The 15,362-nt window shown below is 73.6% G+C and carries 14 protein-coding genes and 1 riboswitch; of the genes, 1 reads left to right on the top strand and 13 read right to left on the bottom strand.

Translation table 11 applies throughout. The annotated features are described in order from the left end of the window. The 9 genes from ACZ4VT_RS28570 to ACZ4VT_RS28530 form a co-directional block, all read right to left on the bottom strand. Positions 1-441 (bottom strand): MmcQ/YjbR family DNA-binding protein (locus tag ACZ4VT_RS28570; RefSeq protein WP_467953880.1); only part of this gene is annotated, 441 nt, incomplete at its 3' end. A 72-nt stretch (positions 442-513) separates the two neighbouring features. Next, a complete protein-coding gene (locus ACZ4VT_RS28565; RefSeq protein ID WP_467953878.1) occupies positions 514-1,083 on the bottom strand; it encodes a GAF domain-containing protein in 570 nt (189 codons plus the stop codon). Beyond that, complete coding sequence (locus ACZ4VT_RS28560) at positions 1,080-1,724, bottom strand: GTP-binding protein (RefSeq protein WP_467953876.1); 645 nt, start codon at positions 1,722-1,724, stop codon at positions 1,080-1,082. The genes ACZ4VT_RS28565 and ACZ4VT_RS28560 overlap by 4 nt, the downstream gene beginning before the upstream one ends. After that, positions 1,702-2,124, bottom strand: a complete 423-nt coding sequence (locus ACZ4VT_RS28555; RefSeq protein ID WP_467953874.1) for a DUF742 domain-containing protein — start codon at positions 2,122-2,124, stop codon at positions 1,702-1,704. Before ACZ4VT_RS28555 ends, ACZ4VT_RS28560 begins: the two co-directional genes overlap by 23 nt. Then, a complete protein-coding gene (locus ACZ4VT_RS28550; RefSeq protein ID WP_467953888.1) occupies positions 2,121-2,555 on the bottom strand; it encodes a roadblock/LC7 domain-containing protein in 435 nt (144 codons plus the stop codon). The genes ACZ4VT_RS28555 and ACZ4VT_RS28550 overlap by 4 nt, the downstream gene beginning before the upstream one ends. Positions 2,556-2,590: 35 nt before the next feature. Beyond that, the gene (locus ACZ4VT_RS28545) at positions 2,591-5,257 is read right to left on the bottom strand and encodes an ATP-binding protein (RefSeq protein WP_467953873.1); all 2,667 of its coding nucleotides are present in this window, start codon (positions 5,255-5,257) and stop codon (positions 2,591-2,593) included. A gap of 224 nt (positions 5,258-5,481) precedes the next feature. Beyond that, positions 5,482-6,687: an MBL fold metallo-hydrolase gene (locus ACZ4VT_RS28540; protein WP_467953871.1), complete on the bottom strand. Its 1,206-nt coding sequence runs from the start codon at positions 6,685-6,687 to the stop codon at positions 5,482-5,484. A 151-nt stretch (positions 6,688-6,838) separates the two neighbouring features. After that, on the bottom strand, positions 6,839-7,624 hold the full coding sequence (locus ACZ4VT_RS28535; protein ID WP_030712829.1) for an SGNH/GDSL hydrolase family protein: 786 nt from the start codon (positions 7,622-7,624) through the stop codon (positions 6,839-6,841). A gap of 163 nt (positions 7,625-7,787) precedes the next feature. Next, positions 7,788-8,741, bottom strand: coding sequence for a LysM peptidoglycan-binding domain-containing M23 family metallopeptidase (locus ACZ4VT_RS28530; RefSeq protein WP_467953869.1), 954 nt, complete (start codon positions 8,739-8,741; stop codon positions 7,788-7,790). Between the two features lie 3 nt (positions 8,742-8,744). Continuing rightward, positions 8,745-8,931: riboswitch (cyclic di-AMP (ydaO/yuaA leader) on the bottom strand. A 315-nt stretch (positions 8,932-9,246) separates the two neighbouring features. On the opposite strand from ACZ4VT_RS28530, the gene ACZ4VT_RS28525 reads away from it, so the two are divergent. Then, the gene (locus ACZ4VT_RS28525) at positions 9,247-10,038 is read left to right on the top strand and encodes a tyrosine-protein phosphatase (protein WP_467953867.1); all 792 of its coding nucleotides are present in this window, start codon (positions 9,247-9,249) and stop codon (positions 10,036-10,038) included. Positions 10,039-10,056: 18 nt separating this feature from the next. Here ACZ4VT_RS28525 and ACZ4VT_RS28520 read toward each other — a convergent pair whose 3' ends face one another. Genes ACZ4VT_RS28520 through shc form a run of 4 tightly spaced genes read right to left on the bottom strand, consistent with a single transcriptional unit; the run spans position 10,057 to position 15,120 of the window. Further along, positions 10,057-11,475, bottom strand: a complete 1,419-nt coding sequence (locus ACZ4VT_RS28520) for an aspartate aminotransferase family protein (protein WP_467953865.1) — start codon at positions 11,473-11,475, stop codon at positions 10,057-10,059. Then, entirely contained in the window at positions 11,472-12,503 is a 1,032-nt protein-coding gene (gene hpnH, locus ACZ4VT_RS28515) for an adenosyl-hopene transferase HpnH (protein WP_467953863.1), read from the bottom strand. The genes ACZ4VT_RS28520 and hpnH overlap by 4 nt, the downstream gene beginning before the upstream one ends. A 5-nt stretch (positions 12,504-12,508) precedes the next feature. Beyond that, positions 12,509-13,204 (bottom strand): phosphorylase family protein, encoded by a 696-nt coding sequence (locus ACZ4VT_RS28510; protein WP_467953862.1) that lies wholly within the window; start codon positions 13,202-13,204, stop codon positions 12,509-12,511. Further along, positions 13,204-15,120: a squalene--hopene cyclase gene (shc, locus tag ACZ4VT_RS28505; protein ID WP_467953886.1), complete on the bottom strand. Its 1,917-nt coding sequence runs from the start codon at positions 15,118-15,120 to the stop codon at positions 13,204-13,206. The genes ACZ4VT_RS28510 and shc overlap by 1 nt, the downstream gene beginning before the upstream one ends. Between the last annotated feature and the right edge of the window lie 242 nt (positions 15,121-15,362).

Genomic DNA, 15,362 nt, shown 5'->3' with positions numbered 1-15,362 from the left:
CCCCCCCCCCCCCCCCCCCCCCCCCCCCCCCCCCCCCCCCCCCCCCCCCCCCCCCCCCCCCCCCCCCCCCCCCCCCCCCCCCCCCCCCGCGCCGGTGAGCTCCGGATGGGCTGCGATCAGCCGTTTCGGGGCCGCCTGGAGCCAGGAGTCGGTCAGGATGGAGCGCAGCTCGGTCGCGTCCGCCACGGCCTTCAGGCGGACTCGGATCCAGGCGTAGTTGTCGTCGTGGCCCGGGCGCATGAAGAACTTCTCCGGCTCCGCCGCGATCAGCTCGGCCCGGTCCTCCTTGGGGCACTTCACCCCGATGGAGGTGTCGTCGTCGGCCAGCGCGACGAAGATCTTCCCGCCCACCCGGAAGGTCGGCATGCCCCAGGCGGGCTTCTCGCTGCTGTCCGGGAGCGACAGCGCGATCAGGCGGACGTCCTGCGCGGTCGTGGCCATCCCCGAGACTCCTCTCCAGCCACCGGTGAACCCTCGTCCGACGACCGTAGCCCCCGCCACCGGCAATCGGGCTCACCCCCGCCGGTCCGCCGCGCGGGCCTGCGCCCGGTCCTCCCGTGCGTGCACCAGGGCCACCAGCTCCGCGGCCAGCGCCTTGACGGTGGCCAGCCCCGCCGTCCCCCACCGCCGCGGCACCACGTCCACCGCACACACCGTGCCCAGGACGATCCCGCGACGGTCCGTGAGGGGCGCGCCCACGTACGAGCGCACCCCGCTCTCGTCCACGACCGCGTTGCCCGCGAAGCGCGCGAAGTCCCGTACGTCCTCCAGCACCAGCGCCCGCCGCCTGACCACCACGTACGGGCAGTAGCCGTGGTCGCGGGCCAGGACCCGCGCCGGGTACTTGCCGGCCGGGGACTCGGGCGCGTGGTGCAGCCCGGCGAAGAACTGCCGTTCCTCGCCGATGAAGTTGACCCCGGAGTGCGGGGCTTCGAGCACGTCGGCGACCCGCCGCGCGAAGGCGTCCAGTTCGGCGTCCGTCCGCTCCCCCAGCCCCAGCTCGCGCAGCCGGACGGCGCGCGCGGGTGCCTCCCGGTCCACCGGCGTGAGCAGCAGGTGTCCGGTCGATTCGTAGTACGTCATGGCGGTTCCCCCGACTCCGAAGACGAAGAGCTGACTCTCGCTGTGGCCGTGGCTGTGGCTGTGGCCGTGGACATGCAGAGGAGGTGGCGGACCAGGGCGGCCAGTGCGCCCGTCCCCGAACTGGTCAGGCGGGCGTCGCACCGTACGACGGGCACCTCGGGCCCGAGCCCCACCGCTTCGCGGACCTCCTCGGGCGCGTAGCGGTGGCCGTCGTCGAACTCGTTGACGGCCACGATGAAGCCGATCCCGCGCCGCTCGAAGAAGTCCACGGCGGGGAAGCAGTCCGCGAGGCGGCGCGTGTCGGCGAGCACCACCGCCCCCAGCGCGCCCGCGCACAGCTCCTCCCACAGGAACCAGAAGCGGTGCTGGCCCGGCGTGCCGAAGAGGTAGAGCACGTGGCGCTCGTCGAGGGTGATCCGGCCGAAGTCCAGGGCGACGGTCGTGGTGGTCTTCGCCTCGACGCCGTGCGTCGGGTCGGCGGCCGAGCTGAGGTCGCTGAGCAGTTCCTCGGTGCTCAGCGGCTCGATCTCGCTGACCGCGCCCACGAAGGTGGTCTTGCCCGCGCCGAAACCCCCCGCGACCAGGATTTTCAGGGTCGCGGGGGCGGCAGCGGGGGCTTCACAGGCGTTTTCGCAGGCCATCGAGCACCGCCCTCAGGAGTGACTGGTCGGTGGCGGCGAACCCGTCGCCGCCGATGCCGGGGAACCGCGGCGCCTGCGCCATGACGGCGCCGTTTTCCATCAGGTCGGACAGCAGCACCTTCACCACGGCGGCCGGCAGCCGCAGCTGCCCGGCCAGCTCGGCGACGGTGACCGCGGCCGCGCCGGCGCAGAGGCGCAGCACGAGGGTGTGCTCGGCCCCGAGCGGAATGCGCGGGCGTACGCCGGTCGCGGTCACCAGCGAGAGCAGGTCGAGCGCCACGCCGGGCCGGGTCCGTCCGCCGCTGGCGGTGTACGGGCGCATCACCCGGCCCGCCGAGTCGTCGAGCCACGGTGTGTCCCGCCCCTTCGCGTACGCCGCCCCCGTCGCGCGGGCCCTCATCGCCCCGGGTCGGCGGTGGGCCGCCGCGGCGGGGCCGCCAGGTACGGACGGACGCTCTTGACCAGCATCGCCATCTCGTAGCCGAGTACCCCGGCATCGGCGTGGCGGTCGGCGAGGACGGCCAGACAGGTCCCGGATCCGGCGGCGGAGACGAAGACGAGCGCGGTGTCGAGCTCGACGACGACCTGCCGTACCTCCGAGCCGTCGCCGAACCGGGAGCCGGCGCTGCGGCCCAGCGAGTACAGCCCGGAGGCGAGGGCGGCCAGGTGGTCGGCGCTGTCGGCGTCCAGGCCGTGTACGCAGGTGACGAGGCCGTCGGCGGTGAGGAGTACGGCGCTGCGCGTGTACGGCACGCGCTGCACCAGGCCGCTGAGCAGCCAGTCGAGGTCCGAGAGCCGGGTGCCGGTCTTCGTCGCCAGTTCGCCGCCCATGGGGGTGTGCTCCTTGCTGAGGTGAGGTGTCGGGGTCATAGCTGGTTCTCCGACTGGGCGAGGCCGAAGCCCCGTTGGAAGGCGGCCATCAGGCCCGGATCGTGCAGCGGCGGCTCGGCGTCCGCGGGCGGCCGCGGTACGGGGGCCTCGCGCAGCTGCGGCGCCAGGTGCTGCTGTGCCCGCCGCCGGGGCAACGCGGGCCGCTCCTCCTCACCCTCGGGCTCGGGTTCGCCGCCGCGCTGCAGGGGCAGCAACCCGGCCGCCTCTCCGCCGCGCGGCCCACCCCACGCCCTCGCGCCAGCCCACGCCTCGTCCCCGTCCGAAGCCGGATCCCCCGCCGCGGGAGCGGGCAGCGGCGCGGGTACGACCATCCCCTCGGCCCCGGACACGTCCCGGGCCCAGGGCTCGGCCGAAGCCGAAACCGAAGCCGAAGCCGAAGCCACATCCGCCGGACCGGCTCCGCCCCAGGGCTCCGGCCCGGGCCGGAGCCCGCCCTCCGAGCCGGTCACGGCCGCCGGATCCCCGGCACCGGGTGCGGGGAGCGGCCCAGGCACGGCAGTCACCGCGGGCCCGGCCGAGGCCTGGTCCTCCGCGCCCGGCGCGGGCACGGCCGTCGCCGCGGCGTCCGCCCAGGGCTCGGCCACCGAGCCGCTCGCGGGCTCGGCATGAGCCGGGGACCCTCCTCGTGCGGCGTCCGCCGGCCACGCCGAGGCAGACCCGGACCAGGGCTCGGCCCACGGCTCGGCCGGAGCCGAGGCCGCAGCGCCCGGAGCGGCTCCTTCGCCAGGCGCGGGCACGGCCGGGGTCCCGGCCCAGACCTCGGCCACCGGGCCGGTGACGGCCGTGGCCGAAGGCGGGTCCCCCGCCCCGTCACCGGCCGAGCCCACAACAGCCACAGGCCGGCCCGCGGGCTGATCCTCGGGCACAGGCCAGTCGCCGGCCTCCGGCGCCGGCACGGCCTCCGGCGCCGGCACGGCCTCGGGCCAAGGTTCGGCCGCCGGGCCGGTCACGGCCGCACGCTGATCGTCCGCTGCCGGAGCGGGCAGCGCCGCGGCCCATTCCTCGGCGGAGCCCGCCGGGGCCCCGGACCACGCTGAGTGCCCGCCCTCAGGCACGGGCCGGGGCCAGGAACCGTCCTCCGGCGAAGGCTCGGCCACCGGGCCGGTCACGGCCACGGCCGGGGCCCCCGTGCCCGGAGCGGGAAGCGGCGCGGGCCCGGACCAGGGCTCGGCCGCCGCAGCGGGCTCGGTCGAGGCACCGGGCGCGTCGGGCTCGGCGTCGCGTGGAGTCGGGACGGCCGGGGTGCCGGGAGCCAGTGGACCCGATCGCGGTGCGGGAACGGCCGGGCCTCGTTGCGGAGGCGCGGGCGCGGGCGCGGGCGCGGGCGCGGGCCAGGGCAGCGGTGCGGGGACCGGTTCCAGGTGGGGGGCGGGGGCCGACGGGGGCCCGCCCGCGACCCACGAGGTGGGCCGGGAGCCACCCGTCGCGTCGGCGGCGCTCGGCGCCTCCGCACCCAGCAGCTCCTGCGGCAGCACCAGCACGGCCAGCACGCCGCCGTAGATGTTCGACTTGAGCTCGACGGCGATCCCGTGCCGCCGGGCCAGCGCCGAGACGACGAACAGCCCGATCCGCCCGTCCGCGAGGAGGTGCCGGACGCTGATCTGGTCGGGGTCCCCGAGCAGGGCGTTCATCCGGTGCTGTTCCTCCACCGGCATGCCCAGCCCCCGGTCCTCCACCTCGACCGCGATCCCCGCGGTGACCCGCTCGGCGCGCAGCACGACATCGGTGTCGGGGGCGGAGAACACCGTGGCGTTCTCGACCAGTTCGGCCAGCAGGTGCACCACGTCCGCGACGGCGTGCCCGCGGACGCTGCCGCCGGCCGGGGGCACGACCTTGACCCGCGTGTACTGCTCGACCTCCGCGACCGAGGAGCGGAGCACCTCGCTCAGGTCGATCGGCCGGGTCCACTGGCGGCGGGAGGCGGCCCCGCCCAGCACGGCGAGGTTCTCGGCGTGCCGGCGGATCCGGGTGGCGAGGTGGTCGACGTGGAAGAGCTCCTTGAGCAGGTCCGGGTCCTCGACCGTGTCTTCGAGGTCGTCGAGGAGCGCGATCTCCCGGTGCACGAGGGATTGCAGGCGGCGCGCGAGGTTGACGAACACCTCGACCTTGCGCTCGCTGTCGGACGGGGTGGCCGGGCCGGCCAGCCGTACGAGGGTCGCGTGCGCCTGTTCCCGGGCGCCGCGCAGCTCCTGGGAGAGCAGCCAGAACTCGTCCACGCCGGCCGGGTCGCCCCCGACGAGCGGGCCGATCGGCCCGCCCCGCACCGGGCGGGGCGGGGTCTCGCCCCGTTCCAGCAGGTCGGCGGCGGTACGCAGCTCCTGGCGGCCGCGCACGCTGGAGCGGCGCAGCGCCTCGCACCGGTCCCGTACGGCCTTGGCCCCGCGCTGGGCCCCGAGCAGGGCCGCCGCGAGGGCCCCGACCACGAGCAGGGCGCAGCCCGTGAGCACCGGCCAGAGCCGGGTGTCGCGGTCGCCCGCGCCCCCGCCGAGCTGGAGGGTGAAGATCACCGCGGCGGCGCCGCTGAGCCCGGCGGCGAGCGTGGGCAGGACGGCGGCGCGCACCAGCTGGGGACGTATCTGCCGGGCTGGACCGGTGACGGCGTGTCTCGACGGGGCGTGGCGGGCGGCGCGGAGTCCGGACATCGGCGTCCTCGGTACGTTCGGTACGTGGGGCCCGGCCCCCAGAGTTCCGGGGCCCGGTGTTGATCACCGGATACCCACGCTAGACCCCGCCGTCCCGCCCTGGAACGCCAGTTGGGGAACTTCGAGGGGGTGCTTCCCGCTCCCGGTGGAGCGCTCGCACAACCGCCCGAATGCGCCGCCCGGCCGCCTGCGCCGGGGCGAGGCGAGCACGGGCGGCGGTGACGTCAGGACCCGACGGCCTCGGGTTCCTCGCGGGTCACGGCCCGCGGCCGCTCCTCCGCGGTGACCGGGCCCGGGGCCGCGGCCGGGGCGGTGGCCGCGCCGCCCGCGACGAACGGCCGCCACCAGGGCTGCGCCGGAGCCCCGTCGGCGCCCGGCTCGAACGGCTGGCCCGGGATCGGCAGCGCGATGGCCGCGCCGGCCCCCTCGGCCGCGGCCAGTGTGCCCTCGCCCGGCTCGTCCCACGGGTGCAGGGCCAGGTTGAAGGTGCCCCAGTGGATCGGCAGCATCGTGCCGTGCGGGGCGCCGCCCTGGAGGTCGAGGTGGGCCCGCATGCCCTCCTCGGGGGTCATGTGGATGTCGGGCCAGTACTCCGAGTACGCCCCGATCTGGATCATCGTGGCGTCGAAGCGCCCGTGCGCGGCGCCGATCTCCTTGAAGCCGGGGAAGTAGCCGGTGTCCCCGCTGTGGTAGATCCGGTGCTCGTCGCCCGCGACGACCCAGGAGGCCCACAGGGTGTGCTGCTGATTGCGCAGACCGCGGCCGCAGAAGTGCCGGGCGGGGGTGGCCGTCAGGGAGAGCCCGGCGATCTTGGTGGTCTCGTTCCAGTCCAGCTCGCGCAGCCGGTCGGCCGGTACGCCCCAGCGCTCCAGGTGCGCGCCGACGCCGAGCGGGACGGCGAAGACCGTGTCCGTGCCGGCCAGGGCCTTGATGGTGGGCAGGTCGAGGTGGTCGTAGTGGTCGTGGGAGATGACCACGACGTCGACGTCGCCCAGCGAGGCCAGCGGGACCGGCACCGGGTGCAGCCGCTTGGGGCCGGCGAAGGGGAAGGGGGAGCAGCGCTCGCCCCACACCGGGTCGAACAGCACCCGGCGGCCGTCGATCTCCGCGAGCACGCTGGAGTGGCCCATCCACGTCAGCCGCAGACCGCTCGCCGGCGGCTTCGCCAGTTCCGCGAGGGTGGTCGGGTACACGGGAATCGGCGCGGCGGGACCGCGCCGCACCCGCTGCTCCCGGTGGAAGTAGATCTTGGCGAACTCCGCCATCGAGCCCGAGGGTCTGTTCCGGGCACCCACCGGGTTCTGGAAGACGCCGTCGGCGAAGTTCGGCGAGCGGCGGATGCGCTCCAGCCGGGCACCGGACGGGTCCGCGCCGAAGGCTTCGGGCCGCAGGGCACGCAGCCGGGGACGCAGGGGACGGGAGCCGGTCAAAGCGCCTCCAGGGAGGATGGAGTAAGGGGTGGTCGTCTCTCTACGACCATCCCAACGCACACCGGCCCCGAAGGATTCCGCTTACCGCCCCCGTCCGGGGCCGCGCCCCACCGGCCCTGCCCCGTCCCCGTCCGCGCCCGGGTGCGCACGGCTACAGCGGCAGCAGGTCGGGCCGCTTCGCCTCCACGTGGTCCCCCGAGGACTCCCCGCGCAGCCGCCGGCCGATCCACGGCACGAGGTGGTCGCGCGCCCACTGGATGTTGTCGCGGGTCACGTCCACGGAGCCGCGCGGCCGCTGCGGCGGCCACGGCTGGTCGGGGTCGGTCGGCACGTCCAGCCCGAGCACCTGCGCCGCGCGCAGCGCGACCCGCGTGTGCCCCTCGGGCGAGAGGTGCAGCCGGTCCGTGTCCCACGCCCGCCGGTCCTGTACGGACTTCAGCGACCAGAGGTCGAGCACCGGGCAGTCGTAGCGGTCGGCGATGGCGCGCACGTGCGCGCTGTACGTCGCCACCTTCCCCCGGAGGTGCTTGAGGACCGGTACGCCCCGGGTGTCGAAGCCTGTCGTGATCATGACCTGGCCGACCGCGCCGGCGAGGTCGGCCACGGCCGCCTCGAACCGCTCCGCCACGTCGTCCGGGTCGCTGCCGGGCCGGATGATGTCGTTGCCGCCCGCGCAGAAGCTGACCAGGTCGGGTGCCAGGGCCTTGGCCCTGGGAAGCTGGTCGGCCACGATCTGGTCGAGGAGCTTTCCGCGCACCGCCAGATTCGCATAACGGAAGTCGTGCTCGTCGCGCTGATCGGCCAGGAGTACGGCGAGCCGGTCCGCCCAGCCGAGATGCGAATCCCCGGGTCCCGGGTCCCCCACGCCTTCGGTGAAGCTGTCCCCGATCGCCGCGTACGAGCCGATGGTCTTGAGTTTCGTCGTCGTCGCTGCCACGAGAACCCATCCTTCACTCCCGTAACCAACCTACGCCAACGTAATGAGGGGTTGACGGACCGTGATCTGTACCACGTGGGGGATAAGGAATAAGTACACGTGAGGCCGGGACCCCCCTCGGGTCCCGGCCTCATGTGTGTTCCCGCTCCGACGGCGGGTGCCGTCAGATGCTCACGCCCTTCGAGCGGAGGTAGGCCAGCGGGTCGATGTCGGAGCCGTACGAGGAGCCCGTACGGATCTCGAAGTGGAGGTGCGGGCCCGTGGAGTTGCCCGTGGAGCCGGAGAGGCCGAGGGTCTGCCCGGCGGTGACGCTCTGGCCGGAGGAGACGGACAGCTGGGACAGGTGGGCGTACTGGGAGTACTTGCCGTCCGCGTGCCGGATGACGACCTCGTTGCCGTACGAGCCGCTCCAGCCGGCGGACACCACGGTGCCCGCGCCGACGGCCCTGACGGTGGTGCCGGAGCTCGCGATGAAGTCCACGCCGGTGTGGTAGCCGGAGGACCACATGCTGCCCGCGACCTTGTACTGGGTGGAGACGCCGGTGTTGCCGAGCGGGGAGACGAAGCCGGAGGCCGACTTCTGCGCGGCGGGCGCCCCGGCCTCGGAGTCCTGCTGCGCGGGGGCGGCCTTCGCGGCCGGCTTCGGTGCCGCCTTCGGTGCCGCCTTCGGCGCCGCCTCGGGGGCGGCCTCGGGGGCGGGGGCGGGGGCGGCGTCCACCGGGTCCGCCTCGCCCACGCCGCCGAGGTGCAGCTTCAGGCCGGGGTGGATCAGCGACGGGTTGGCCCCGACCGCCTCGCGGTTGTCGGCGTACAGCTGCTCCCAGCCGCCGGAGAGGTGGCGCTCGGCGGCGATCTTGGAGAGGTAGTCGCCCGGCACGACCGTGTAGACGCTCGGGGCGGCCTGCACGGCGGCGACGGGCGCGGCCTGCAGCGCGGCGGGGACCTGCGGGGCCACGGCGGGGGCCACCGCGGTCGCCGCGGCCGGGGCGCCGGCCGCCTGGGCGCCCGCGGCGCCCATCAGCGGCAGCGCGAGGGCCGCGCCACCGGTGCCTGCGACGGCGAAACCGCGCGATATCGACAGGGACTTGGGACGGCGGTGCTTGCCCTTTGCAGGCATGGCGAACTTCCTCTCCGGCGCCTGCGAGGTGAGCTGTCGGGTTCGGACTGGAGATGTCCGGCCGTACATGTACGGGACATGTACGTCTTCACCCCGAGCCGTCCCGGCGAAAAGATCTCCGAAAAGATCTCCGGGACAGCGGCTTACCTGGTTCCCCCGCTCCTGCCGCGCGAATAGTCGGGTGCGGTTTCCGGGCGGCGGCAGGATTCGGCGATCCACCCGGATCGATCGCGAAGGTAAACCCTTGCGACGGCGGGGAACAAGCCGCGAATTTCCTGACGGAATCACAGGATTGAGGAATCGGCGGAATTCTGGTCACCCTGCGTCCATTACCCGCCGTCAACAACCGCTCTGACGGGGCCATTCGGCATTCGCGATCAGGCACTCACGGTCACCGTATGATCTGGCTCACGGGGACGTGCCCGATCTCGCCTCCGGATATGGCAAGTTGGCGCCAAACAGCTCAATTCGGACAGAAGTCTCACCATGAAGCGGAGGAGTTCCCGTGACCCAGCAGATACAGGAGCCGGAGCTGACCGGAGTGCGCAATTTCCGTGATGTGGGCGGATTGCCGACTTCTGATGGCCGAAGGGTCAAGGCGGGACGACTGTTCCGAAGCGGACATCTCGCGCATGCCACCGAAACCGATGCAGAGTTCCTCGCCTCGCTCGGCCTCCACACCGTCTTCGACTTCCGCAACGGCGCCGACCACGCGCTGGAGGGGCCGGACGTGGAACTGCCCGGGGTACGGAACGTGAACATCCCGCTCTCCGATCCGGCCGACGGCCGGGAGTTCTGGCGGCTGGTGCGCGAGGGCGACCTCGCCCAGCTGCGCACGATCCTGGGCGACGGCAAGGCCGCGGCCCGGATGACGCACTCGTACCGCAGGATCATCGAGCAGCGCACCGCCGAGCACAGCCGGGTCGTGCACGCGCTCGCCGAGGACAGCGTCCCGGCCCTCCTGCACTGCGCGGCCGGCAAGGACCGGGCCGGCCTGTCGATCGCCGTCACCCTGCTCGCGCTGGGCGTCGGGCGCGAGGCGATCGTGGCGGACTACCTGGAGTCGAACGCCCCGCACCGCCGTTACCGGGTGCGCCGCAGCAGCGCGTCCGACGAGGCCCGCTCCCCCGAGGTGATGGAGCTGCTGGCACCGCTCTTCGACGCCCGCGCCGAGTACCTGGTCGCCGCCTTCGAGACCATCGACGAGACCTGGGGCGGGGTGGACCCCTACCTGGCGGAGGGCCTCGGGCTGAAGCCCGAGACCCTCGGCCGACTGCGTGAGCGACTGCTGGAATAGGCCGCCCGGAGCGGGCCGTCAGCGCTGGGCGACGGCCTGCTTCACCAGCGTCCTGCCGAAGTCCCACATCAGCCCGGACCCGCCGTGCGCCTCGTCCATGACCGCGCGGAAGGCACCGACGAACCGGTCGACGTCCCGCTCGTCCACGACCAGTGGCGGAATGAGCTTGATGACCTCCAGGTGGTCCCCGGAGACCTGGGTGAGGATCCGGTGCTTCTGGAGCAGCGGCACCACGACCATCTGGGCGAAGAGCCCCTTGCGGGCCGCCTGCAGCATCGTCCACCGGCTGCGCAGCCCCAGCGAGGACGGCCGGCCGAACTCGATGCCGATCATCAGCCCGCGCCCGCGCACCTCGTGCAGCAGCTCGTACTCGTCCACCATCGCCGCGAGCCGCCCCCGCAGCAGGTCCCCCGTCGCCCGGGCGTGCGCGACGAGCTCCTCGTCCTCCATGACCGACAGCACCGCCAGCCCGGCCGCCATCGCCTGCGCGTTGGACCCGAAGCTCGCGGAGTGCACGAGCACCCGGTCCATGGACGAGTAGACCTTCTTGAAGATCCAGTCCTTGCCCAGGGTGGCGCCGACCGGCACGTAGCCGCCCGACAGCGCCTTGGCGACGCACACCAGGTCCGGCTCCACGCCCGGCTCGTGCTGGTAGGCGTAGAAGTCACCGGTCCGTCCGAGGCCGGTCTGCACCTCGTCCGCGATCAGCAGCGCCTTGTGCCGGTGCAGCAGTTCCTGCGCGGCGAGCAGGAACCCGGGCGGGGCCTCGAGAACCCCCTTGCCCTGGATCGGCTCCACGACGAAGGCCGCGACGTCGCCCTTGCGGAGCTCCCGCTCCAGGGCGCCCAGGTCTCCGAGGGCGATCTTCGTATCGGGAAGGAGGGGGGCGAAGCCGTCACGGAACCCGCCCTCTCCGTTCACCGACAAGGAGCCGGTGGTCAGCCCGTGGAAGGCGTGGTCGCAGTAGAGGACCCTGGGCCGCCCGGTGGCGTACCGGGCGAACTTCAGGGCCGTCTCCACCGCCTCCGTGCCGCTGTTGCCGAAGAAGACCCGGTCCAGGTGCGGGCTGTACGAGAGCAGCTTCTCGGCCAGCAGCCCGGGCAGCGGCTGGCAGTCGAAGCGGGTGAGGTCGGCGAGCTGCGCGTCCAGTACGTCGTGCAGGGCCCGGCGGACCACCGGGTGGTGGCGGCCCAGGCCCATGACCCCGAAGCCGGCCAGCATGTCGAGGTAGTCGTTCCCCTCGGCGTCCCAGAAGTGGGCGCCCTCGGCCCGCTCGTAGACCTTGTCGAAGCCGATGGTGTGGAGCATCCGGGGCAGTTGGTGGTTGAGGTGGCGGGCGTGCAGCTCGTACCGCTCCCCTGCGCGCGCGGCCAGCAGGGCGCCGAGGTCGAAGCCCTTGCCCCGGGCACCCGCCCCTTCCTCCGCCGGGGCGGTCATGCCGACGTGCCCCGGTTGCCGCCGATCGTCTCCCGGGCCGCCCGCAGGGATTCCTTGAGGGAGCCCATGGTGGCGAGGACGGCGGTGGGCTCGTAGCCGCAGTGCGCCATGCAGTTCGCGCAGCGCGGGTCCTTTCCGCGGCCGTACTTGCTCCAGTCGGTGTCGTTGATCAGCTCCCGGTACGTCGGCACGTAGCCGTCGCTCATCAGATAGCAGGGGCGCTGCCAGCCGAAGAGGGAGTAATTGGGAATGGCCCAGGCCGTGCAGGGGAAATCGGTTTTCCCTTCCAGGAAGTCCAGGAAGAGCGGCGAGTGATTGAGCCGCCAGCGCCGCCGGTTGCCGCCCGCGAAGGCCTTCCTGAAGAGTTCCCTCGTCTGTTCGACGCCGAGGAAGTGTTCCTGGTCGGGGGCCTTTTCGTAGGCGTAGGCCGGGGAGATCATCATCTCGTCGACCTGGAGGTCGTCATTGAGGTAGTTGAGCACCTCGATGATCGTCTGCGGGGTGTCCGTGTTGAAGAAGGTGGAGTTGGTGGTCACCCGGAACCCGCGCCTCTTCGCCTCCTTGATGGCCGCGACCGCCTCGTCGAAGACGCCTTCCTTGGCCACGGACTCGTCGTGGCGCTCGCGCAGGCCGTCGATGTGCACGGCGAAGGCGAAATAGGGGGAAGGGGTGAACTTCTCGATCTTCTTGCGCAGGAGCATCGCGTTGGTGCAGAGGAATACGTACTTCCGCCTCGCCACCAACTGCCGGACGATCTCGTGGATCTGCGGGTGCATCAAGGGCTCGCCCCCCGCGATGGACACCATCGGGGCGCCGGACTCCAGCACGGCGCCGACCGCCTGGGCGACCGGCATGCGCTGCTTGAGCACCCCGGCCGGGTGCTGGATCTTTCCGCACCCCTCACAGGCCAGGTTGCAGGCGTAGAGCGGCTCCAGCTCGACGATCAGCGGGAACTTCTCACGCTTGCGGAGCTTCTGTTCGAGAAGATAGGTCCCGACCCTGATGGACTGGCGCAGCGGCATGGCCATCTGGCTCACCTCCTGGGGAGCAGCAAAGAACGGTGCCATTCGTAAAACGCGGGCAGTACGGCACGCAGAACGCGGAAGGCCGATATTCCCCCGCGAACCGTGCCGATACGGACGAGCTCATGCTCCGGAGCGTCCACGATCACCCGGACGGCCGCAACCGGGCGGCCGCCTTCCGGGGAAGGGCCGCCACGGATGGCGGTCCACAGGGTGGCCGCGGACTCCATGTCGACCGCGATGGCGCCGGTGGCGCGCAGCCGCGCGCGCTCCTGGCCGCGGACGACGTGGTCGGATCCGGTCAGTGCGCCGGTGTGCACGGTCCGGCCCGGTGCGGCCCGGGCCAGTGCCTCGGCGAGCAGCGCGGTGCCGGTGCAGGTGACGGCCCCCTGCGGGCCCCGGGTCTCCTCGGCGACGACCAGGTCGCCGGGGTGCATGCCGGGCACCAGCCCGGCGCAGAACCCGGTGGCGAGGACGGCGGCCCGGTCCATCCCGGGGCCGTCCAGTGCCCGGGCGACGGCCCGCTCGGCCGCGCGCGGGCCCATCCCGGTGCGCAGCAGGGAGTAGCTCCCGGCCGGGCCGCGGGCCGCCGCCCCGGGTTCGGCGCTGCGCAGCGCCGCCTGCTCGATGCGCAGCGCGCAGGCGACCAGCAGCGGGTCGGGGTTCCCGGCCCGGTCCCCGCCGCTCCGCTGTGGTGCGGCGGACATCAGACGGCTCCGCCGGGGGCGAACGGTTCCCCGTACAGGTAGCGGCCGAGCGCGGTCAGCGGGAACACCTGCCGGTACAGGTGGTAGTTGATGGAGAAGTCCCAGGGGAAGCCGGTGCCGGTGAAGTGCGGCTCGTCCCAGGAGCCGTCCTCCCGCTGCGTCTCCACCAGGTAGCCGATGCCCCGTTCGACGGCCTTGCCGTCCCGCTCGCCGGCCGACAGCAGGGCCATCAGCGCCCACGCGGTCTGCGAGGCGGTGGACGCCCCCTTCCCGGCCCAGGACAGGTCCTTGTAGGAGCGCTGGTCCTCGCCCCACCCGCCGTCCTCGTTCTGTACGGTCTCCAGCCAGCGCACGGCTCTGCGGACGGCGGGATGCCCCGGGGAGATGCCGGCCGCGGTGAGCGCCGGGACCACCGAACCGGTGCCGTAGACGTAGTTGGTGCCCCAGCGGCCGAACCAGGCGCCGTTCGCCTCCTGTTCGGCGAGCAGCCAGGCGATGCCGCGCCGGGTCCGGGCGTCGCCGGAGCGGCCCTCGAAGGCGAGCATCTCCACCACGTGGGCGGTGACGTCGGCCGAGGGCGGGTCGATGACCTCGCCGAAGTCGCAGAAGGGCAGCCGGTTCGGGAAGGGGCTGGTGTTGTCGGCGTCGAAGGCGCCCCAGCCGCCGTCCTTCGACTGCATGCCGAGGTTCCAGGACACCCCGCGGGCGATGGCCGCCTCGACGCGGGCCGGGTCCGGGTGCTGGATCCGGCGCAGTGCGAGGACGACCTCGGCGGTGTCGTCGATGTCGGGGTAGGTGTCGTTGTGGAACTCGAACGCCCAGCCGCCGGGGGCCAGCCCCGGCCGCCGCACGGCCCAGTCCCCACTGCGGGTGATCTCCTCGCCGAGCATCCAGTCGGCGGCCTTGACCAGCGCCGGGTGGCCGGGGTGCAGGCCCGCGTCGGCGAGGGCGATCGCGGCCAGGCAGGTGTCCCATACGGGGGACTGGCAGGCCTCGATCATCCGAGCGCCGTCCTCGCGCCACACCGCGAAGCGGTCCAGGGACTCCAGTCCGGCGCGCATCACCGGGTGCCGGAGGTCGTAGCCGAGCAGGTGCAGGGCGATGACGGAGTACACGGCGGGCGGCTGGATCCCGCCCCAGCAGCCGTCGTTCTCCTGGCGCTCGACGATCCAGCGGCCGGCGGTGGCCATCGCGGCCTTGCGCAGCCGGCGCGGGGCGAACCGCCGGTAGACGTGCAGGGCTTTGTCCATCCGCTGGAAGGCACCCTCCCAAGTGGTCAGCGGCGCGGGGCGCTTGGCGGGGTTCGGCGTCCGGGCGTCGGCGTGCAGCTCGTCGAGGGCGAACGGGGCCGGACGGACGGGGCGCAGCGCGGAGACCACGGTGAGCGGGACGATGGTCTGGCGGGCCCAGCAGCCGAAGTCGTAGATGTTCAGGGGCGCCCAGGACGGCAGGAACACCAGCTCGGGCGGGAGTTCGGGCAGGTGGTCCCAGTTCCACCAGCCGAAGAGGGCCAGCCAGATCCGGGTGAAGACGCGGGCGGCGGCGATCCCGCCGTGGGCCCGGATCCAGGCCGAGGCGCGGGCCATGTGCGGGGCGTCCGGGGCGTCCCCGGCGAGGCGCAGCGCGACGTAGGCCTCGATGGTGGCGGACAGTTCGGGCGGGCCGTCGTGGAAGGTGGCCCAGGTGCCGTCCTCCCGCTGCTCTCCGCGGATGAAGAGGGCGGCGGCCTGGGTGACGGCCTCGTCCCGGATGCCGAGGAACTGCCGCAGCAGCAGGTCCTCGGCGTCCATGGTGACGTTGGTCTCCAGGTCGCCCTTCCACCAGCCCTCGGGGTCCTGGCGCTCCAGCAGGTGCCGGGTCGCCCGCGCGGCGGCCTCGTACACCCCCGGCGGGGCGCCGTCCGGCGGCTCGGGCAGGTCCGCGGCGGTCCGGGCCGTGCCCGCCCGGTCCGGTCCGGGGCCGGCGGGGACGTCCGCGAGCACGCTCACGCGCACGCCGCCTCCGGGCACGTCCGGTGGACCGGCCTCCGGGCTGAACCCGGCCTCCGGTCCGAAGCCGGGTGCCGCGGTGCCCGGCGGGCCGTAGTCGGCGCGCGGGCCGAGTACGGCGCCGGACGCGTCGCCCGCCCCACTCCACGGGACATGAGAGGGCGAGTTCG

Source organism: Streptomyces sp. NPDC029164, from assembly GCF_055563995.1.
The sequence above is the reverse complement of the archived record's forward strand: the minus strand, read 5'-3'. Positions and strand labels throughout refer to the sequence as shown.